The sequence below is a fragment of the Pseudomonas fluorescens Q2-87 genome, assembly GCF_000281895.1.
Lineage (GTDB): Bacteria > Pseudomonadota > Gammaproteobacteria > Pseudomonadales > Pseudomonadaceae > Aquipseudomonas > Aquipseudomonas fluorescens_S.
In genome coordinates, this window is sequence record NZ_CM001558.1 from 2,362,349 (window position 1) to 2,382,962 (window position 20,614).

Sequence of the window (20,614 nt, forward strand, 5' to 3'; positions counted from 1 at the left end):
CCGGTATAATCGGCGGCCTTCGCTCGACTACCTTTTTTCCGTGAGCCCCATGATCCTTCCCGAAATTCATGAATTCCTTGGCTGCCGTACGCCCGATGGCTGGGTCCAAGCCGCGCTGGCCGATCAGGAAACACTGCTGATCGATCACAAGAACTGCGAGTTCAAGGCCGCCAGTACGGCCCTGAGCCTGATCGCCAAATACCATTCCCACGTCGACTTGATCAATTTGATGTCGCGCCTGGCCCGGGAAGAGCTGGTGCATCACGAACAAGTCATGCGCCTGATGAAAAAACGCAAGATCGGCTTGCGCCAGCTCTCCGCGGGGCGTTATGCCTCGGGGCTGCGCAAGGTGGTGCGTAGTCATGAGCCGGTCAAGCTGGTAGACACGCTGGTAGTCGGCGCTTTCATCGAAGCCCGCAGCTGCGAGCGTTTCGAGGCATTGGTGCCGCATCTGGACGAAGAGTTGGGCAAGTTCTATTTCGGCCTGCTGAAAAGCGAGGCCCGGCATTTCCAGGGGTACTTGAAGCTGGCCTACCAGTACGGCGACGCGAAGGACATCGCCCAGGTAATCGACAGGGTGCGCGAGGCGGAGCGGGAGTTGATCGAATCGCCGGACGTGGAGTTTCGGTTCCATAGTGGTGTGCCAGCGCTCTAAATCTGCGTTGGCTGCACTGACGCCATCGCGAGCAGGCTCGCTCCCACAGGGGATTTGTGAACTTCCCAAGTCCGATGTGGGAGCGAGCTTGCTCGCGAAGGGGCCTTATGCAGCATTGCATCTCTAAGTGACCAGCCCCAGGCGCTCGTGCCACTGGGCTATCGACTCCTCGGGGTAGACCTCGAACTGCTGGTCGCGCGGATGCGCCTCGACTTCCACCCAGGGTGCCTTGGAGCCGAGCATCAGGTGAGTGTGCTCCGGCGGTACCGGCAGCGGCGTGTCGATGGCCGAGGCAAACGGGTGGATCAGTTCCGGCCACTCAGGGCTGAACAACCACAATCCGGAGCCGCAAAGGGAACAGAAGTGCCGTTCGGCGCTGCTGCGGTGGGCACGTTTTTCACCTTCATCCTTGAGCCGCGCGTGGTAGATCGAGATGTGCTTGCGCCCGCGCACCTTCAGGCTTTGGGCCTCGCCTCCCAGGTTGATCGCAAAGCCGCCTGCGCCCTGGGTCTTGCGGCAGATCGAGCAGTAGCAACGCTGGTAAGGGTAGGGATGGGCGCAAGCCAGGCTGAATGACACCGCGCCGCAGTGGCAGGATCCTTCGAGCTGCATGAGAACCTCCAATCAAGGTTGGAATGACTCTGGACAGCCTAGACGGTCAATGTTGTTCCGTTGAGTTGAGGGTGTCCCTGCGATCGCTTTCGCGAGCAAGCCCGCTCCCACAGGGGATTTATGTCGTTCGCCAATTTTCTGCCCGCTTGCGGTCAGTGTGGGAGCGGGCTTGCCCGCGAAGGCGTCAGTACAGGCAGCATCACTTGGGCACACGCCACAAATACCACGCCGCCACCGTCCGATAAGGACTCCAGGCCAGGCCGATCTCGATCATCTGCTTGCGGCTGGGCTGCTGCTCCAACCCCTTGAGCCGCCGATAGCCTTCGCGCACGCCAAAGTCATCCGCCGGCAGGATGTCCGGCCGCTCCAGGCTATAGATCAGCAGCATTTCCACGGTCCAGCGCCCCACGCCGCGCAACATCGTCAGGCGCTCGATCAAGGCTTCATCGTCCATGACCAGCGCTGTGGCGTAATCGGGCACCAAGCCGTCCAGGGCTGCCTGGGCAATGCCGTGAAGGGTCGTGATCTTGCTGGCGGAAAAACCGCAACCGCGCATCTGCGCAATGTCTGTCGCCAGCAGCTGTTCGGGCCGGGGAAACGTCAGTGCCGGGTACAGGGCCAGCAGCCGGCCAAGAATCGCATCGCCGGCCCTGGCATGTAGTTGCTGATAAGCGATGGCCCGCACCAACGCCTCATAAGGTTCCCGGGACGGCTTGGGTTGCAACAGGCAAGGACCGATCGTCTCGACATGGCGTTGCCAATCGTCATCCAGGCTTGCCAGGAACGTGCTCGCTTCGTGGTAGGGCGCAGGCATCGGGTGGTCACTTCGCGGGCCGATCAAAATGCCAGCGGCAGGGAAACCTGCACCGCGGCTTTTTCCAGCCGCAACAGGAAAGCCTTGCGCGGCTGCCCGCCACCATAACCCGTCAATGAGCCATCCGCACCAATCACTCGATGGCAAGGAATGATGATGGCCAGGCGGTTCTGTCCGTTGGCCAGGCCCACGGCGCGGCTGGCGCCAGGGCTGCCAAGCGCGGTGGCGATGCTGCCGTAGCTGCGGGTTTCGCCGTAGGGGATCTTTTGCAGTTCAGCCCAGACCCGGACGGCGAAGGCGCTGCCGGGCATGTGCAGCGGAACGCTGAAGGCTGTGAGTTTGCCGGCGAAATAGTCGGCCAGTTCGCTTTCGATCCGCTGTAGATGGGCGTTATGCCCCGGCGCGACCATGTAGCCGTAGCGCTGCTGCAGTTCCTCCAGTTCTTTCGTTAATGCCGGGCGGTCGAGAAACTCCAGCAACACCAGGCCGCGTCGTTCGGCCATCGCCAGCATCGGTCCCAAAGGCGTGGTCAGGCGCGTGAACAGCAAGGGTTCGCTGAGGGCGGCGCGCCCTGGCGTGATGTGGAAAGACTTCACGAAGGCATCCCGAAAGCCGCTCAACGACTCATAACCCGAATCGAACGCCGCGTCGTCGATGGTGCTGCCGTCCTTGATACCGCCGAGGGCAATTCCCAGGCGGCGGGTGCGCAGGTACGCATGGAATGTCATGCCGAAGTGCTGCTTGAACCATCGGCGCAGTTTCAGCGGTTCGATGCCTTGCTCCAGCAGCAGGGCGTCGGTCCAACGCAGGTCGGGTTCGGCGTCCACGGCCCTGAGCAGTGCCTGGATCCAGTCCGGGGCGATGGCGGCGGCATCCAGCGGCTTGCAGCGCAAGCAGGCCCGGTAGCCGGCGGACAACGCGTCATCGGCATGGGCGAAGAATTCCACGTTCTCCGGTTTCGGCTTGCGCGCCGTGCAACTGGGGCGACAGAAGATGCCTGTGGTCTTGACCGCAGTGAAGAACACCCCCTCGTAGGCGGTGTCTCGTTCGAGCATGGCGCGGACCATCTCGGCATGGGGTGGGAGCAGCGAGTCTTGTAGGTTCATGGCGTTGAGCATAGAACCGTGCCCGCAATGACTCCACCGGAAAATCGACAGCGAATTACAGGCATTTTGTCGGACGATTCCGAACAAAAATTGAACCTTCGAGTCTTAAAGGTTCAATCGCTGTTTTTGTCTTTCGGAGACATCATGTCCAAATCCAAGAAATCCCTGATTGCCGTTGCCGTTTGCACCCTGATGCTCGGCGCCTCGGCCTTGCTGCCTGCCGATCTGTCCCCCATCGGTGCGAGCTATGCCGCAGGCGGCGGAAATGGTGGTGGTGGCGGTGGCGGTAACGGCGGAGGCAATGGTGGCGGAAACGGAGGCGGCAATAGTGGCGGCCACGGTGGCGGTGTGGGCGGCGGCCAGGGCAATGGCAAATCCGCCGATTCCAGCGGCCTGGGCAAGGGCTTGGCCAGCGACCACGCCGGCACCCGTACCCGCGATCATGGCCTGAGCGGCAAGCACACCGGCACCACCCGCACCGACCGGACCAGCAAGGCCTCGCTGACTTCGAGCATCGCCAAGGACCGGGACACCCGCGGCTTGACCAAGGCTTCGGCCATTTCCACCGCCACGCCAGGTACCCACAACACCAAGGGCCTGACCAACGCGACCAGCTCCTCGATCAAGAACGACCGCTGATCATCATAAAAAACCGCGGCGCCATGGACAGGCGTCGCGGTTTTTTTTCGTCTTCCTGTCACCCATTACCTGAGCGTTCAGTACTTCCAGAACACCGGCGTGAACAATACCAGCACGGTCAGGATCTCCAAGCGGCCCAGGAGCATGCCAATGGTCAGTAGCCATTTCGCCGCATCCGGCAATGTCGAGAAATTGCCGGCCGGCCCGATGATTGTTCCCAATCCTGGCCCAACGTTGCACACGGCGGTGGCCGCGCCGGTCAAGGCGGTTGTCCAGTCCAGGCCGATCAAAGCCAGCCCCAGGGCGATACCGCCGATGGTGATGGTGAAGAAGAACGAAAACGTCAGTAGGGAGCGGACGATTTCTTCATCGATGGGATGATTGTTGTACTTTTTCCGGATCACCGCCCGGGGATGGATCAGTTGTTTCAAACTGCCCATCAGCAGCGCGCCGGCCACCTGGAAGCGAAAGATTTTCAGCCCGCCTGCCGTCGATCCCGAACACCCGCCGACAAACGTCAGGTAAAAAAACAGCAGCAAGGCGAAGCTGCCCCACAGGGTGTAGTCACCCAGCGCAACGCCGGTGGTCGTGACCACTGAAGTCACGTTGACAGCCACGATACGGAACGCATCCCACCATGTGTAATCGCTGTTCAGGCTCAGCCAGGTCCCGACCAGTAGCCAGGTAATGACCAGGAAGCCGATAAAACCCCTGACTTGTTGGTCTTTGAACAGCGCGCGCCGGTTGCCGCGCAAGGTGGCGACATACAAGGTGAATGGCAGCGAACCGGCCATCATGACAACGACCGAAACCCAATGAATCGCTGGCTGGGGCCAGTGTCCCAGGGAGGCGTCCGAGGTGGAAAAGCCTCCGGTGGAAATCAGCGACATTGCATGATTGATCGCTTCGAAGGGCGTCATGCCGGCCAGCCACAAAGCGAGGGTCGCGAGGGCCGTCAGCCCGGTGTAGATCCAAAGAATGTAGTTAGCCGCGACATGGGAACGTGGGGTGACCTTTTCCGACCAGTCCGACGATTCGGTCTGGAACAGCCGCATGCCGCCGACCCGCAGCAGTGGCAAGATCGCCACGGCCATGCCGATGAAGCCGATACCGCCGAGCCAATGCAACATCGAGCGCCACACCAACAGGCCGGGGGAGGCTGTGTCGAGGCCGGTCAGGACAGTCGAACCGGTGGTGGTAATACCCGACATCGTCTCGAAAAAGGCGTCGGTGTAGCTGATGTGCTGGATAAGCACCATCGGCAGGGCGGCGAAGGTGCAGACTACGAGCCAGCTGCCAGTGGTCAGTACATACATGTCCCTCGGGCGTAGTTGCGCATGTTCCGGACGACCACGGGCGATCAGCGCGACGCCGCAAACAAAGGTAATCAGGCTCGACCATAAAAATGCCGACAGGTCATCGTTTCGCTCATACAAGAACAGCGTCAGGATCGGGATCGCCATGCTGGCGGCCAGGGTAATGAGAAAAATGCCCAGAATGAAACCGATGAGCCGTAATACCGCAAAAGACATAGTGCGCGCCTGATTGAATGAGCCCCCGGATAGAATTCGTCGGGCGAGTGCCGTGGAAAGTTTACCTAAAAGACGCTGGGACAGTTCTGTTTCAAGCGGTGGAGGGTGGCGCCGCTCATTGGGCAGTTTTGTTCAATACCCGCGATGGTGAGCCATTCATCCTGATCGCTACCTCAACGGACATTAAAAAGGTATTGCGATGAGTCTGATTCTTTCCATGGCGGCGTTTGCCCTGGTCGCTTCCATCACGCCGGGGCCGGTCAACATCGTGGCCCTCAGCTCCGGGGCTCGGTATGGGTTTCGTGCCACGTTGCACCACGTGGCCGGCGCGACCCTGGGGTTTGTCCTGCTGCTGGTACTCATGGGGCTTGGGTTGCATGAAGTGTTGCAGCGCTGGCCGGGCCTCACGCGGGTGGTGCAGTTGGGGGGCGTGGGGTTCCTGTTGTTCATGGCCTGGAAACTGGCAATGGACAACGGGCATCTCGGCACCAAGGACGAGGATCGAGCGCCCTCGATGTTCTACGGCGCGCTGATGCAATGGCTGAACCCCAAGGCCTGGCTGGCTTGCGTGGCGGGGATGGGTGCATTCGTGGCCGATGGCGAGGCGCGGCTGGTGTGGCAATTTGCGGCGGTTTACCTGGTGATCTGCTACGTTTCGGTGGGTTGCTGGGCCTACGCTGGCAGCTTTTTGCGCACCTGGCTGGGCAATCCGGCGACCATGCGCCTGTTCAACCGGGCGATGGCGGTGCTGTTGGTGACCAGCGCGGTTTATCTGTTGTTGCCTTGAGCCAGAAGTGATTGTAACCCGGGCTTTGGGGAAAGAATGCTGTTGTGGCGAGGGAGCTTGCTCCCGCTGGGCGACGAAGTAGCCCCAGATTCTGACGACTGCTACGCAGTCGAGCGGGCGCAAGCTCCCTCGCCACAGGGGTGTGCAGTGGGGCGGTATCAACCACGATACTGGCCCGGCGTAGCCGCCAGGTGCTGCTTGAAGGCCCGTTGGAAATGCGCCTGGTCGGCAAACCCGCTGTCCAGCGCCACATCGGCGATCAGCTTGCCTTCGCGCAATTGACGGCGGGCGAACTGGATCCGGTGGTTGACCAGGAACGCATGGGGCGTCATGCCGTAATGGCGCTTGAAGGCGCGGCTCAGGTAAGACGGCGAGAGTTGGGCGGCGCTGCAAATGTCTTCGAGCTTCAATGCCTCAGTGCAATGGTCATGAATGAACTGCGCTGCCCGCATCAGGCCCGGATGGCTGCCGCGATCCGGCCGGCCGGCGGGGTTGAGGCGTTGTTGCAGGTCAATGAAGAACGCCTCGGCAGCGGCATGCTTGCCAGCGCTGCCTATCCGCTCATCCAGCAGTTGCGCATACAGCCCCTGCAAGGCGGCAAACAGGTCGGCGTCGCGGCTGTGGGTAGTGGCAAAGCCCTGGAAATCCAAGCTCTCATCAAAACCTGTACGACGCTGCAAGTCCCTCAGCCAGACGGTATCCACGTACAGCATCACGTACGACCACGGCTGATCGTCGATCGGATTGCACGCGTGGACATCGCCAGGGTTCATCAGCACCACCGTACCGCTCTCTACCTGAAAGTTCGATTGCTCGTGAAGATAGGTGCTGCGTCCAGCGGTGATCGCCCCAATGGAAAAATGGTCGTGGGAGTGTCGCGAATAACAGACCTTGCGGCCATCGGCGATGGCCCGGGCCTCGATGAAGGGCAGGGCCGCGTCGCGCCAGAAGCGTGGGGCGTCGTTGTGGTTGGCAGGCTTCATCAGTCCGAGTCCTGTGGGGTTGGATGTGTCTGAGTGTACTGCAACGCGGCTATGACATTCGTTTCGGCGTCGGCCAGATTGAATACGACCTGCAGCGGCATCCGTCGATCGACAGCCTGTTGCTCGAAGCGGATGCGGCCATGTATGCGCAGAAGCAGGCGCTTCGCAGATAACTCAAGCCAACCGCCGATCCAATGTGGGAGCGAGCCTGCTCTCGATGACGGCGGCACATCCGGCATCACTGCAAACGGACCCACCGCATTCGCGAGCAGGCTCGCTCCCACAGGGGATTTGTGGTGGGCATAAAAAAGCCGCTTGGCCTTTTCAGGGCAAGCGGCGTTTTTGCTGCAGCGTGAAGATTACTCTTCGAGGCTACCCATGGCGGTGGTGTTGAAGCCGCCGTCCACGTACATGATTTCACCGCTGATGCCGGAGGCCAGGTCCGAGCACAGGAAGGCGCCGGCGTTGCCGACTTCTTCGATGGTGACGTTGCGACGCAGCGGGGTTTGCGCTTCGTTGGCGGCCAGCATTTTGCGGAAGTTCTTGATGCCGGAAGCCGCGAGGGTGCGGATCGGGCCGGCCGATACGCAGTTGACGCGGGTGCCGTCCGGGCCCAGGGAGCCGGCCAGGTAACGCACGCCAGCTTCCAGGGAAGCCTTGGCCATGCCCATCACGTTGTAGTTCGGCATGGTGCGCTCGGCGCCCAGGTACGACAGGGTCAGCAGGCTGCCGTTGCGGCCTTTCATCATTTCGCGACCGGCCTTGGCCAGGGCCACGAAGCTGTAGGCGCTGATGTCGTGGGCAATGCGGAAGCCTTCACGGGTGGTGGCTTCGGTGAAGTCGCCGTCCAGTTGGTCGCCCGGGGCGAAGCCCACGGAGTGCACGATGCAGTCCAGGCCGTCCCACTTCTTGCTCAGGGCTTCGAAGACCTTGGCGATTTCTTCATCGCTGGCCACGTCGCACGGGAAGCACAGCTCAGGGTTCGAACCCCAGCCTTGTGCGAACTCTTCGACACGACCCTTGAGTTTGTCGTTCTGATAAGTGAAGGCAAGCTCAGCGCCCTCGCGATGCATGGCGGCAGCGATGCCGGATGCGATGGACAGCTTGCTGGCGACACCGACGATCAGTACGCGCTTACCGGCGAGAAAACCCATGTGTTGCTCCTCTTTCAGGTTATTCGGCAGCTGTTGGGGCCAGGAAGGCGGCCTCCAGCAACTGCTGTGTATAGGGGTGTTGCGGCGCGGCGAATATGCTGCGGGCATCACCTTGTTCGACCACTTGGCCATGCTTGACCACCATCAACTGGTGGCTCAGCGCTTTGACGACAGCCAGGTCATGGCTGATAAACAGGTACGTCAGGTTGTACTTGGTTTGCAGCGACCGCAACAGCTCCACCACTTGGCGTTGCACGGTACGGTCCAGGGCCGACGTTGGTTCGTCCAGCAGAATCAACGCCGGCTTGAGCACCAGGGCCCGGGCAATGGCGATACGCTGCCGCTGCCCTCCGGAAAATTCATGGGGGTAGCGGTTCCGGGTTTCCGGATCCAGGCCTACCTCCTTCAATGCCGCGATTATCGCTTGTTCCTGTTCGGCGTCGGTGCCGATCTTGTGGATCCGCAAGCCTTCGCCGACGATCTGGCCGACGCACATCCGCGGGCTCAGGCTGCCGAACGGGTCCTGAAACACCACTTGCATCTCCCGGCGCAGCGGCCTGACTTGTTGCTGTGTCAGGCTGTCCAACTGCTTGCCTTCGAAGCGGATCCCGCCCTGGCTGCCGATCAATCGCAGGATCGCCAACCCCAGGGTGGACTTGCCGGAACCGCTTTCGCCAACGATGCCCAGGGTCTGGCCCTGGGGCAGGCTGAAGCGGATGCCGTCCACGGCCTTGATGTAATCTACCGTGCGCTTGAACAGGCCTTTCTTGATCGGGAACCAGACTTTCAGGTCCTCGACCTGCAACAGTGGCGGGCCGACAACGTTCGTCGCCGGCTTACCGCTGGGCTCGGCGCCAAGCAGTTCCCGAGTGTACGGATGCTGGGGGGCGCGGAACAACTCTTCGCACGATGCCTGTTCGACGATGCAACCACGCTGCATGACACATACGCGATGCGCAATTCTTCGCACCAGGTTCAAATCGTGGCTGATCAGCAGCAGCGACATGCCCAATCGCGCCTGCAATTGCTTGAGTAATTCGAGGATCTTCAGCTGGACGGTGACGTCCAGCGCCGTGGTCGGTTCGTCGGCGATCAGCAGTTCCGGCTCGTTGGCAAGGGCCATGGCGATCATCACCCGCTGGCGCTGGCCACCGGACAGTTCGTGGGGCAGGGCCTTGAGGCGCTTGTGGGGCTCGGGGATGCCAACCAGCTCCAGCAACTCAAGGGTCCGGCGCGTCGCGACCTTGCCGGTGAGGCCCTTGTGGATGCCGAGCACTTCATTGATCTGTTTTTCAATGGAGTGAAGCGGATTCAGCGAGGTCATCGGCTCCTGGAAAATCATCGCGATCCGATTGCCGCGGATATGGCGGATGGTTTTTTCCTTCAGCCCCAGCAAATCCTGCCCGGCGTACTGGATGGTCCCGGTGGGGTGATGAGCCAGGGGGTAGGGCAGCAACCGCAGGATCGAGTGGGCGGTGACCGATTTGCCCGAACCACTTTCACCTACAAGGGCCAGGGTTTCGCCGCGCTTGATGTCGAAACTGACGCCTTCGACCACCCGCTGGCGCCGTTCGCCGACAATGAACTCCACCGCCAGGTCGCGTACTTCGATCAGATTGTCCTGGTTCATTTCACTTCCTCGGATCGAAGGCATCGCGAGCGGACTCGCCGATGAACACCAGCAGGCTCAGCATCAGGGCCAGCACGGCGAACGCACTCATGCCCAGCCAGGGCGCTTGGAGGTTGGATTTGCCTTGGGCCACCAGCTCGCCCAGGGATGGCGAGCCGGCAGGCAAGCCGAAGCCAAGGAAATCCAGGGCGGTGAGGGTGCCGATGGCGCCAGTGAGGATGAACGGCATGAAGGTCATGGTCGAAACCATGGCATTCGGCAGGATGTGGCGGAACATGATCGCGCCATTCTGCATGCCCAGTGCTCGCGCGGCGCGCACATATTCCAGGTTGCGTCCGCGCAGGAACTCGGCGCGGACCACGTCCACCAGGCTCATCCACGAGAACAGCAACATGATGCCCAGCAGCCACCAGAAGTTGGGTTGTACGAAGCTGGCCAGGATGATCAGCAGGTACAGCACCGGCAGCCCGGACCAGATTTCCAGGAAACGCTGCCCGGCCAAGTCTACCCAACCACCATAGAACCCCTGCAAGGCGCCGGCGATCACCCCGACGATCGAGCTGAGCACTGTCAGCGTCAGGGCGAACAGCACCGAGATGCGGAAACCATAAATCACCCGCGCCAGGACATCACGGCCCTGGTCGTCAGTGCCCAGCCAATTCATGGCGGAGGGCGGTGCCGGGGCCGGGACTTTCAGGTCGTAGTTGATGCTCTGGTAGCTGAAGGGGATTGGCGCCCACAGCACCCAGGCGTCCTTGGCGGCCAGCAGTTCGCGGATGTACGGGCTCTTGTAGTTGGCTTCCAGCGGGAATTCGCCGCCGAACGTGGTTTCCGGGTAGCGCTTGAGGGCCGGGAAATACCAGCCATCGTCGTAATGCACCACCAGTGGCTTGTCGTTGGCGATCAACTCGGCGCCCAGGCTCAGCCCGAACAGGATCAGAAACAGCCACAGCGACCACCAGCCGCGCTTGTTGGCCTTGAACAGTTCGAAGCGCCGGCGATTGAGAGGGGACAGGTTCATCTCAATGCTCCCGGCTTTCAAAGTCGATGCGTGGATCGACGAAGGTGTAGGTCAGGTCGCCGATCAGTTTCACCACCAGCCCCAACAGGGTGAAGATGAACAGGGTGCCAAACACCACCGGGTAGTCGCGGTTGATGGCTGCTTCGAAACTCATCAGCCCGAGGCCGTCGAGGGAAAAGATCACTTCCACCAACAGAGAACCGGTGAAAAAGATCCCGATGAACGCCGAAGGGAAGCCGGCGATCACCAGCAACATCGCGTTGCGAAATACGTGGCCGTAGAGCACCCGATGGCGGGTCAGGCCCTTGGCCTTGGCTGTGACCACGTATTGCTTGTTGATTTCGTCGAGGAAGCTGTTCTTGGTCAGCAGGGTCATGGTGGCGAAGTTGCCGATCACCAAGGCCGTCACGGGCAAGGCCAGGTGCCAGAAGTAATCGAGAATCTTGCCCCCCAGGGTCAGTTCTTCGAAGTTGTTCGAGGTCAGCCCACGCAGCGGGAACCAGTCGAAATAGCTGCCGCCGGCAAAAACCACGATCAGCAGGATCGCGAACAGGAACGATGGGATGGCGTAGCCGACAATGATAGCCGAGCTGGTCCACACGTCGAAATGGCTGCCGTGCCGCGTGGCCTTGGCGATGCCCAGCGGGATCGACACCAGGTACATGATCAACGTGCTCCACAGCCCGAGGGAGATGGACACCGGCATCTTTTCCTTGATCAGGTCGATGACCTTGGCGTCGCGGAAAAAACTGTCGCCGAAGTCCAGGCGGGCATAGTTCTTGATCATGATCCACAGGCGTTCGGGCGCCGACTTGTCGAAGCCGTACATGCGCTCGATTTCCTTGACCAGCGCCGGGTCCAGGCCCTGGGCGCCGCGATAAGAGGAACCGGCCACCGACACCTCGGCACCGCCACCGGCAATGCGGCTGGTGGCGCCTTCGAAACCTTCGAGCTTGGCGATCATCTGTTCCACAGGCCCGCCGGGCGCGGCCTGGATGATGACGAAGTTGATCAACAGGATGCCGAACAGGGTCGGGATGATCAGCAGCAGCCGCCTAAAGATATAAGCCAGCATCGGGTTACTCCACGCTCTCAGGTGTGGCGTTGATCTGTTGTTCCATCACTTGTTTTTCTACTTCCGCAGCGGGCTTGGTGTCCGGCTTGACCCACCAAGTGGTGGTGCCAATGTCATAGGTGGGCGTGATCTTCGGATGGCCGATGTGGTTCCAGTAGGCTACGCGCCAGGTCTTGATGTGCCAGTTGGGAATGACGTAGTAACCCCATTGCAGCACCCTGTCCAGCGCACGGGCATGGGCCACCAGGCTCTTGCGTGAGTCGGCATTGATCAATTGCTCCACCAGCTGGTCTACGGCCGGGTCTTTCAAGCCCATGGTATTGCGGCTGCCAGGCTTGTCGGCGGCGGCCGACATCCAGAACTCGCGCTGTTCGTTGCCCGGCGAACTGGATTGCGGAAAGCTGCCCACCACCAGGTCGAAATCCCGCGAGCGCACGCGATTGATGTACTGGGACACATCCACGCGGCGGATGACCAGGTCGATGCCCAGGTCGCTGAGGTTGCGCTTGAATGGCAGTAACACCCGCTCGAACTCGGTCTGGGCCAACAGGAATTCCAGCACAACTGGCTTGCCTTGGGCATCGACCATCTTGTCGTCGACGATGCGCCAACCGGCTTCTTGCAGCAATTGATACGCCTTGCGCTGCTGGTCGCGGATCATGCCGCTGCCATCACACACCGAAGGTTGGAAAGCGTCGGTGAAGACCTGCTCGGGAATCTTGCCGCGCAGGGGCTCGAGAATTTTCAGCTCGTCCTCGCCGGGCAGGCCAGTGGCAGCCATTTCCGAATTCTCGAAATAGCTGCGGGTGCGCGCGTAGGCACCGTTGAACAGTTGTTTGTTGGTCCACTCGAAATCCAGCAGCAGGCTCAAGGCCTGGCGCACCCGTACGTCCTGGAAGACTGGGCGGCGCAGGTTATAGACGAAGCCCTGCATGCCGGTGGGGTTGCCGTTGGGGATCTGTTCCTTGATCAATCGGCCTTCGGTCACCGCCGGGATGTTGTAGGCGTTGGCCCAGTTCTTGGCGGTCATTTCCAGCCAGAAGTCGAACTGCCCGGCCTTCAGCGCTTCGACCGCCACCGTGTTGTCGCGGTAATAGTCGGTGGTCAATACATCGAAATTGTAGAAGCCGCGGTTGACCGGCAGGTCTTTGCCCCAGTAATCCTTCACGCGTTCATAGCGGATCGAACGCCCGGCTTTCACCTCAGCGACCTTGTAGGGACCGCTGCCGAGTGGGATCTCCAGGTTGCCTTTGTTGAAGTCGCGATTGGCCCACCAATGTTTTGGCAATACCGGCAGTTGGCCGAGGATCAGCGGCAATTCGCGATTGTTGGTGTGCTTGAACTTGAACAGTACCTTGAGCGGGTCTTCAGCGATGACTTCGGCGACGTCGTTGTAATAACCGCGAAACATCGGAGCGCCGTCCCTGGTCAGGGTTTGGAAGCTGAAGACCACGTCCTCGGCCCGCATGGGGTGGCCGTCGTTGAAGCGGGCTTCGGGGCGCAAGTAGAAACGTACCCAGGCATTGTCCGGGGCTTTTTCGATTTTTTCCGCAACCAGCCCGTATTCGGTAAAGGGTTCGTCGAGGCCTTGCCTGGCCAGGGTGTCGTAGATCAGACCGATGTCATCGGCCGGTACACCTTTGCTGATGAACGGGTTGAGGCTGTCGAAGCCACCGAAACCGCCCTGGCGGAAGACGCCGCCCTTGGGGGCGTCGGGGTTTACGTAGTCGAAATGCTTGAAGTCGGCCGGGTACTTGGGTGGCTCGCTGTACAAGGTCAAGGCGTGCTGCGGCGCAGCGCAGGCCAGCCCGGCGAATAGCAGGCTGCTGGCGTGCAGGAGCAGGGCGCGAAAAGGCTTCATTGATCTTTCTCCGAAGATTTCAGCCACCATGCGCTCAAACCCAAGGTGTAGGGCGGCGTGGTGACAAAGGCAAACCGGTTGCGGTACGCCAGGCGATGATAATTGAGATACCAGTTGGGAATGCAGTAATGCTGCCAGAGCAGTACGCGGTCCAGGGCTTTGCCGGCGGCAACCTGTTCATCGCGGGTCTGGGCGGCCAGGAGTTTCTCCAGCAGATGATCGACCACCGGGTTGGCGATGCCCGAGTAGTTCTTGCTGCCCTTGACCCCGACCTGGCTGGAGTGGAAGTACTGCCACTGCTCAAGACCGGGGCTGAGGGTCTGGTTCAAGGTCAGCAGGATCATGTCGAAGTCGAACTGGTCCAGGCGTTGCTTGTATTGGGCGCGATCCACGGTGCGCAGCCGGGCCTGGACGCCAATGCTGGCGAGGTTTTCGACATAAGGCTGAAGGATGCGCTCAAGGTTGGGGTTCACCAACAGGATTTCGAAACTCAGCGGCTGGCTGTCGGCGTTCACCAATCGCTGGCCGTTGAGGGTCCATCCGGCTTCTTTCAATAATGCCAAGGCTTTGCGCAGGGTTTCCCGAGGAATGCCGCGACCGTCGGTCTTGGGCAGGCTGAAAGGTTCGGTGAGCAGTTTGGGCGGCAGTTGTTCCCGGTAAGGTTTGAGCAGCAACCATTCGTGGCCCACCGGCAGGCCGGTGGCGGAGAATTCACTGTTGGGGTAGTAACTGAGGGTGCGCTTGTAGGCACCGCTGAACAGCGTGCGGTTGGTCCACTCGAAATCGAACATCATCCCCAAGGCCTCACGCACCTTGACCTCGGCGAAGGTGCCGCGCCGGGTATTCATGAACAGGCCCTGGGTCTGGGTCGGGATCTGGTGGGGGATTTGCGCCTTGATTACGTCGCCGCGTGTGACCGCCGGGAATTCATAGCCGTTGGCCCAGTTCTTGGCCTGGTGTTCGATGTAGATGTCGAACTCACCGGCCTTGAAGGCTTCGAAGGCCACGTCACTGTCGCGATAGAATTCCACGTCCATGCGGTCGAAGTTGTATTTGCCACGATTGACCGGCAGGTCTTTGCCCCAGTAATCCTGGACGCGTTCGAAGACCAGTTGGCGCCCTGGCTGCACTTTAGTGATGCGGTAAGGCCCGCTGCCCAGGGGTGGTTCGAAGGTGGTGGCCTTGAAGTCGCGGTCTTTCCAGTAGTGCTGGGGCAACACCGGCAACTCGCCCAGGCGCAGGATCAGTAGCGGATTGCCCGCGCGCTTGAAGACAAAGCGGATTTTCAGCGGGTTGAGGATATCGACCCGCAGCACTTCCTGCAGGTTGGTGCGGTATTGCGGGTGACCATCCTTGAGCAGGGTTCTATAGGAGAACGCCACGTCATAGGCGGTAATCGGCACGCCGTCATGAAACCGCGCCTCGGGGCGCAGGTTGAACACCACCCAGCTGCGATCTTCGCTGTATTCCACCGATTGGGCGATCAGGCCGTAGCTGGACGTCGGCTCATCGCCGGACGGTGCGTACTGCCCAGTGCCGACCATCAGCGGCTCGTTCAGCTCGTTGATGCCGTATTGCAGGAAATTCGCTGTGGAAATCGGGCTGCTGCCCTTGAAGGTGTACGGGTTGAGCGTATCGAAGGTGCCAAACGCCATGACCCGCAAGATGCCGCCCTTGGGCGCTTGCGGATTGACCCAGTCGAAGTGGGTGAATCTGGCCGGATACTTGAGCGTGCCGAACTGCGCGTAGCCATGGCTTTCGCTGATGGCTGCGCTGGCGGGAGAGCTCAAGGCCAGGCTGATCAGGAAGAAAAAGAGGGGACGTATCAAGTCTGAGATTCGATCCAGGCGGCTTGGGCATTATGGCCCGTACAGTAACAGCTTGTATCGGCAGGAAAAAGGCGGGGCTTAGGAGGAGGGCTGGCGGTTTAGCGGATACCTGTCAGGCAGAGCGCTTTTGTGGCGAGGGAGCTTGCTCCCGCTGGGTTGCGAAGCGACCCCGATTTGGCCCCTCGGTGTGACAGACGGATTGAGTGGCTGCTTTTGGGGCTGCTTCGCAGCCCAGCGGGAGCAAGCTCCCTCGCCACATGAACCCCTCAGTGAGGCGAGTAGACCGTCAGCATCTGCCCAGGCTTGAGCGCGTTGCCCATGCGCGGGTTCCAGCGCTTGAGGTGCTGCATCTCGACGTTGAAGCGCTTGGCTACAACGTACAGCGAGTCACCCTGTTTGACCTTGTACTGGGTCTGCTTCTTCTGGTCCTTGCTGTTGGCGGCTACCACGGTGCTGATGCGCTTGCCGGTGGCCTTGGCGTCCTGCATGACCAGGGTCTGGCCGACCTTGAGCTTGTTGCCGCTGAGTTTGTTCCAGCGTTGCAGGTCCTTGGTCTGGACATTGTTGGCCTTGGCGATCTGTGCCAGGTTTTCGCCGCGCTTGACGCGGTAGGTGCGCCGGGCGCCTTCCACTTCGCTGTCATCGGCGGTTTCGAAGACCGGCTGGAGCGAGCGCGGGCTGATCAATTCTTCCGGACGCATCGTCGACAGGCTGGCGGTGAGCAGTTGGGCCTTGGACGTAGGCACCAGCAAGTGCTGGGGGCCGTCGATGGTGGTGCGCTGCTTGAACGCCGGGTTGAGCTGGAACAACTCGTCTTCGTCGATGTTCGCCACCGCCGCGACCTTGGACAGGTCCATGCGCTGGTTGATCTCGACAACCTGGAAGTAGGGTTCGTTGGCGATCGGGTTGAGGTTCACGCCGTAGGCATCGGGGGAAAGCACGACCTGGGACAACGCCAGCAGCTTCGGCACATAGGCCTGGGTCTCGCTGGGCAGTGGCAGGTTCCAGTAATCGGTGGGCAGGCCAAGCTTTTCGTTGCGTTCGATGGCGCGGCTGACCGTGCCTTCACCGGCGTTGTAGGCCGCCAGGGCCAGCAACCAGTCGCCGTTGAACATGTCGTGCAGGCGTGTCAGGTAGTCCATGGCCGCCGTGGTGGATGCGGTGATGTCGCGCCGACCGTCGTAGAAACGCGTCTGGCGCAGGTTGAAGTAGCGCCCCGTGGATGGAATGAACTGCCACAACCCCACCGCGTTGGCCCGGGAATAGGCCATGGGGTTGTAGGCGCTCTCGATTACTGGCAGCAGCGCCAGTTCCAGCGGCATGTTGCGTTCTTCGAGGCGCTCGACGATGTAGTGGATATACAGGCTGCCGCGTTCACCAGCGTTTTCCAGGAAAGAAGGGTTGCTGGCGAACCACAGACGCTGTTGTTCGATACGCGGGTTGACGCCCGCCGTTTCCTGCAACTGGAAGCCCTGGCGCATACGCTCCCAGACATCCTGGGGCACTTGCGGGCTGGGCTTTTCACTCAGCCAGACAGGCTTCTGTTTGGCGCGAGCGGCGATATTCGGGGTGTGTGCCGCGTCGGTCTGCGACACCTGGCTCGTGCTCTGGCAGCCCGCCAAAGTGGCGGACACAGCCACCGCGATGGCTTGAGCCAAGCGGGTCAATGTGTCTGACTGGACGGACCTGCGTATAGATGACGACATTGGCTGGAAGTAAGTTCCGGGCAAAAATGTCGGCCGATTCTAGAAAGCGCACCCCAACAGGTCAACCTTTCAGAATTTTTGATCAATCGATAGCTGCCTTAGAACTTATCTTTCCAAGCTCTCAAGGCCGCAAAAACCTCACTCGGCGTCTGGTTTCGCTGGCCGTTCCGTTCGTCTGCTTTTTGTTTAACGGATGTTTCAGCGGTACGCAGAAACGGGTTGGTCATTTTTTCCAGGGCCAGGGTCGACGGCAGGGTCATGACGCCTTCGTTGCGTTGGCGGCTGACTTTTTCCAGGCGGGCGGCGATGTCCGGGTTGTTCGGCTCCACCGCGGCAGCGAATTTCAGATTGCTGAGGGTATATTCATGGGTGCAGTAGACCAGCGTATCTTCAGGCAGGGCGGCAAGGCGGCTGAGGGAATGGTGCATTTGCTCCGGCGTGCCTTCGAAGAGCCGGCCGCAACCGGCGGCGAACAGGGTGTCGCCACAGAAGAGCAGGCCCCCGTGGTAGTAGGCGATGTGCCCTAACGTATGGCCGGGCACGGTGTAGACATCGAAATCCCAGCCCAGCACGCTGATCCTGTCGTTGTCATTGAGGGCCTTGTCCCGCGCCGGGATGTTTTCGCTGGCCGGACCATAGACGGTGGCGCCTGTCGCGTCTTTCAACACCTGGACGCCGCCAACGTGATCATGATGATGGTGGGTGATCAATATATCGCTGAGGACCCAGCCGGGATGGGCATCGAGCCAGGCTTGCACCGGCACGGCATCGCCCGGGTCGACTACGGCGCAGCGTTGGGTAGAGTGGTCCTGTAACAACCAGATGTAGTTATCGGTGAACGCGGGCAGGGCAGTGATCTGTATCATCGCGGAATTCGCCAAGCGGAAAACAAAGGCGCATCTTAGAACTTCCCGGCGCGTTGGAGAATGCAATGACCGATGAAGCGTTCGCTCAGGCTGATCCTGACTGGCTGGCGTTGATCAGCGCCGCTCGTGAATGGCTGTCCGGCCCTGTCGGGCAATTTTTGCTGGACGAAGAACGACGCATGCTCGAAGACGAGCTGGGCCGGTTCTTCGGCGGCTACCTGGTTCACTACGGGCCTTCGGCGCAGACGCCACCGTCGGCGCCACAGGTCCAGCGTAACGTGCGCCTGGGGGCGCCCTTGCCCGGTGTGGAGATTGTCTGTGAGGAGCAGGCCTGGCCGCTGAGCGAGCATGCCGCCGACGTGGTGGTCATGCAGCATGGACTGGATTTCTGCCTGTCCCCCCACGGTCTGCTGCGCGAAGCCGCCAGCAGCGTGCGCCCTGGCGGGCACCTGTTGATCATTGGCATCAATCCCTGGAGCAGTTGGGGGCTGCGGCGTGTGTTTGCCCACGATGCCTTGCGCCAGGCCCGCTGCATCTCGGCCTCGCGGGTGGGCGACTGGCTCAACCTGCTGGGCTTCGCGCTGGAGAAACGCCGCTTCGGGTGCTATCGTCCGCCGCTTGCGTCGCCCAAATGGCAGGCCCGCCTGGCCGGCTGGGAGCGCAAGGCCGGTGACTGGCAACTTTCCGGGGGCGGTTTTTACCTGCTGGTCGCGCGCAAGATCGCGGTCGGACTGCGTCCGGTGCGCCAGGCACGACGTGAGCCGATGGGCAAGTTGATTCCCTTGCCGATGGCCAAGGTCAATCGTCGCCACATCGAGCCGTAACCCCTTTTTGATGGTCTTGCCGGTATCCGGCGGCGGGCAATGTCCGCCGCGATCGGCGGGCCTTTGCATTTATTCTGGATAGATTGGCATGAGCGATAGCGTAGAACTCTTCACAGATGGCGCCTGCAAGGGCAACCCCGGTCCGGGCGGCTGGGGGGCACTGCTGGTGTGCAAGGGCGTGGAGAAGGAACTCTGGGGCGGTGAAGCCAATACCACCAACAATCGCATGGAGCTGATGGGCGCGATTCGCGGATTGGAAGAACTCAAGCGGTCTTGCGATGTGCTGCTGGTAACGGACTCGCAGTACGTGATGAAAGGCATCAACGAGTGGATGGCGAACTGGAAAAAGCGCGGCTGGAAGACCGCCGCGAAGGAACCGGTGAAGAATGCCGACCTCTGGAAACTGCTGGATGAACAGGTCAACCGCCACAACGTCACCTGGAAATGGGTACGTGGCCACATCGGCCACCACGGCAACGAACGGGCCGACCAATTGGCCAACCGTGGGGTGGATGAGGTGCGGGGGTATAAGCAGGCCTGAGCGTGCTAACATCCGCGCTTTTGCAAGCATGCCCGTTGAGAGCTGAACACTGATGGCCAACAGATCTGTTGTACTCGATACCGAAACCACCGGCATGCCGGTGACCGATGGTCACCGGATTATCGAAATCGGTTGTGTCGAACTGATCGGCCGGCGCCTGACCGGTCGCCATTTTCACGTCTACCTGCAACCGGACCGGGAAAGTGACGAGGGCGCTATCGGCGTCCACGGCATCACCAACGAATTCTTGGTGGGCAAGCCGCGTTTCGCGGAAGTGGCCGATGAGTTCTTCGAATTCATCCAGGGCGCGCAGTTGATCATCCACAACGCTGCGTTCGACGTGGGTTTCATCAACAACGAATTCGCCCTGATGGGCCAGCACGACCGGGCCGACATCACCCAGCATTGCACCATCCTCGACACCTTGATGATGGCCCGGGAGCGGCACCCGGGGCAGCGCAACAGCCTCGATGCCTTGTGCAAGCGCTACGGCGTCGACAACTCCGGTCGCGAGCTGCACGGCGCCTTGCTCGACTCCGAGATCCTGGCCGACGTCTACCTGACCATGACCGGCGGCCAGACCAGCCTGTCCCTGGCCGGCAATGCCTCGGACGGCAACGGTACCGGCGAAGGTTCGGGCAACCAGGCCACGGAAATCCGTCGCTTGCCGGCTGACCGCAAGCCCTCGCGGATCATTCACGCCAGCGAAAGCGACCTGGCCGAGCATGCCGCACGTCTGGAAGCCATCGCCAAGTCCGCTGGCGCTCCGGCACTGTGGACGCAGTTGGCCGAGGCACAGGCCTCCGCGAACGGATGAGACCCCTGTGGGAGCCAATGCGCTCATTCAAGGAAGCGAAGAGTCTTGTGGCGAGGGAGCTTGCTCCCGCTGGACTGCGAAGCAGCCCCATTTTGTGAGCGCTTCGCACTCAAGCGGGAGCAAGCTCCCTCGCCACGATGATTCCGGTAAACCCTGAACGAA

19 protein-coding genes and 1 pseudogene are annotated in these 20,614 nt (G+C 61.0%); 7 read left to right on the forward strand and 13 right to left on the reverse strand.

Annotated features, from left to right (window positions below):
* Window positions 1-49: 49 nt before the first annotated feature.
* Complete coding sequence (locus PFLQ2_RS16980) at window positions 50-655, forward strand: tRNA-(ms[2]io[6]A)-hydroxylase (protein WP_003180602.1); 606 nt, start codon at window positions 50-52, stop codon at window positions 653-655.
* 123 nt (window positions 656-778) lie between these two features.
* On the opposite strand, the gene PFLQ2_RS16975 is transcribed toward PFLQ2_RS16980, so the two are convergent.
* From PFLQ2_RS16975 to PFLQ2_RS16965, 3 genes are all read right to left on the reverse strand, one after another.
* Window positions 779-1,267, reverse strand: coding sequence for a GFA family protein (locus PFLQ2_RS16975; RefSeq protein WP_003180604.1), 489 nt, complete (start codon window positions 1,265-1,267; stop codon window positions 779-781).
* A 199-nt stretch (window positions 1,268-1,466) separates the two neighbouring features.
* Complete coding sequence (locus PFLQ2_RS16970) at window positions 1,467-2,081, reverse strand: DNA-3-methyladenine glycosylase family protein (protein ID WP_003180606.1); 615 nt, start codon at window positions 2,079-2,081, stop codon at window positions 1,467-1,469.
* Between the two features lie 23 nt (window positions 2,082-2,104).
* The gene (locus PFLQ2_RS16965; RefSeq protein WP_003180608.1) at window positions 2,105-3,187 is read right to left on the reverse strand and encodes a bifunctional transcriptional activator/DNA repair enzyme AdaA; all 1,083 of its coding nucleotides are present in this window, start codon (window positions 3,185-3,187) and stop codon (window positions 2,105-2,107) included.
* A 144-nt stretch (window positions 3,188-3,331) separates the two neighbouring features.
* Here PFLQ2_RS16965 and PFLQ2_RS30385 point away from each other — a divergent pair, with 144 nt between their 5' ends.
* Window positions 3,332-3,826 carry a hypothetical protein gene (locus PFLQ2_RS30385; RefSeq protein ID WP_003180609.1) on the forward strand — a complete coding sequence of 165 codons (495 nt, stop codon included), beginning with the start codon at window positions 3,332-3,334 and terminating at the stop codon, window positions 3,824-3,826.
* A gap of 77 nt (window positions 3,827-3,903) precedes the next feature.
* Here PFLQ2_RS30385 and PFLQ2_RS16955 read toward each other — a convergent pair whose 3' ends face one another.
* Window positions 3,904-5,358 (reverse strand): TrkH family potassium uptake protein, encoded by a 1,455-nt coding sequence (locus PFLQ2_RS16955; protein ID WP_003180612.1) that lies wholly within the window; start codon window positions 5,356-5,358, stop codon window positions 3,904-3,906.
* Between the two features lie 199 nt (window positions 5,359-5,557).
* Here PFLQ2_RS16955 and PFLQ2_RS16950 point away from each other — a divergent pair, with 199 nt between their 5' ends.
* Window positions 5,558-6,145, forward strand: coding sequence for a LysE family translocator (locus PFLQ2_RS16950; RefSeq protein ID WP_003180614.1), 588 nt, complete (start codon window positions 5,558-5,560; stop codon window positions 6,143-6,145).
* Window positions 6,146-6,303: 158 nt separating this feature from the next.
* Here the strand turns inward: PFLQ2_RS16950 and PFLQ2_RS16945 are convergent, their stop codons facing one another.
* Window positions 6,304-7,128, reverse strand: a complete 825-nt coding sequence (locus PFLQ2_RS16945; protein WP_003180616.1) for a helix-turn-helix transcriptional regulator — start codon at window positions 7,126-7,128, stop codon at window positions 6,304-6,306.
* Between the two features lie 32 nt (window positions 7,129-7,160).
* Between PFLQ2_RS16945 and PFLQ2_RS29775 the strand changes: the two are divergent.
* Window positions 7,161-7,301 (forward strand): annotated as a pseudogene (locus PFLQ2_RS29775) (GGDEF domain-containing protein); the annotation flags it as partial.
* Between the two features lie 186 nt (window positions 7,302-7,487).
* Here PFLQ2_RS29775 and fabI read toward each other — a convergent pair.
* From fabI to gloB, 8 genes are all read right to left on the reverse strand, one after another.
* Complete coding sequence (gene fabI, locus PFLQ2_RS16940; RefSeq protein WP_003180618.1) at window positions 7,488-8,282, reverse strand: enoyl-ACP reductase FabI; 795 nt, start codon at window positions 8,280-8,282, stop codon at window positions 7,488-7,490.
* A gap of 19 nt (window positions 8,283-8,301) precedes the next feature.
* Entirely contained in the window at window positions 8,302-9,912 is a 1,611-nt protein-coding gene (locus PFLQ2_RS16935) for an ABC transporter ATP-binding protein (protein ID WP_003180620.1), read from the reverse strand.
* Window position 9,913: 1 nt separating this feature from the next.
* Window positions 9,914-10,933 (reverse strand): ABC transporter permease, encoded by a 1,020-nt coding sequence (locus tag PFLQ2_RS16930; protein WP_003180622.1) that lies wholly within the window; start codon window positions 10,931-10,933, stop codon window positions 9,914-9,916.
* 1 nt (window position 10,934) lies between these two features.
* Entirely contained in the window at window positions 10,935-12,008 is a 1,074-nt protein-coding gene (locus PFLQ2_RS16925) for a microcin C ABC transporter permease YejB (protein ID WP_003180624.1), read from the reverse strand.
* 4 nt (window positions 12,009-12,012) lie between these two features.
* A complete protein-coding gene (locus PFLQ2_RS16920; protein ID WP_003180625.1) occupies window positions 12,013-13,869 on the reverse strand; it encodes an extracellular solute-binding protein in 1,857 nt (618 codons plus the stop codon).
* Complete coding sequence (locus PFLQ2_RS16915) at window positions 13,866-15,698, reverse strand: extracellular solute-binding protein (protein ID WP_003180626.1); 1,833 nt, start codon at window positions 15,696-15,698, stop codon at window positions 13,866-13,868. The genes PFLQ2_RS16920 and PFLQ2_RS16915 overlap by 4 nt, the downstream gene beginning before the upstream one ends.
* Window positions 15,699-15,964: 266 nt before the next feature.
* Window positions 15,965-17,404: a transglycosylase SLT domain-containing protein gene (locus tag PFLQ2_RS16910; RefSeq protein ID WP_003180628.1), complete on the reverse strand. Its 1,440-nt coding sequence runs from the start codon at window positions 17,402-17,404 to the stop codon at window positions 15,965-15,967.
* A gap of 98 nt (window positions 17,405-17,502) precedes the next feature.
* A complete protein-coding gene (gene gloB, locus PFLQ2_RS16905; RefSeq protein ID WP_003180629.1) occupies window positions 17,503-18,270 on the reverse strand; it encodes a hydroxyacylglutathione hydrolase in 768 nt (255 codons plus the stop codon).
* A gap of 65 nt (window positions 18,271-18,335) precedes the next feature.
* On the opposite strand from gloB, the gene PFLQ2_RS16900 reads away from it, so the two are divergent.
* The 3 genes from PFLQ2_RS16900 (at window position 18,336) to dnaQ (ending at window position 20,452) form a co-directional block, all read left to right on the forward strand.
* Entirely contained in the window at window positions 18,336-19,094 is a 759-nt protein-coding gene (locus PFLQ2_RS16900) for a class I SAM-dependent methyltransferase (RefSeq protein WP_003180631.1), read from the forward strand.
* Window positions 19,095-19,182: 88 nt separating this feature from the next.
* Window positions 19,183-19,635 carry a ribonuclease HI gene (gene rnhA / locus PFLQ2_RS16895; protein ID WP_003180633.1) on the forward strand — a complete coding sequence of 151 codons (453 nt, stop codon included), beginning with the start codon at window positions 19,183-19,185 and terminating at the stop codon, window positions 19,633-19,635.
* Window positions 19,636-19,687: 52 nt separating this feature from the next.
* Entirely contained in the window at window positions 19,688-20,452 is a 765-nt protein-coding gene (gene dnaQ, locus PFLQ2_RS16890) for a DNA polymerase III subunit epsilon (RefSeq protein WP_003180635.1), read from the forward strand.
* The last annotated feature ends 162 nt before the right edge of the window (window positions 20,453-20,614 follow it).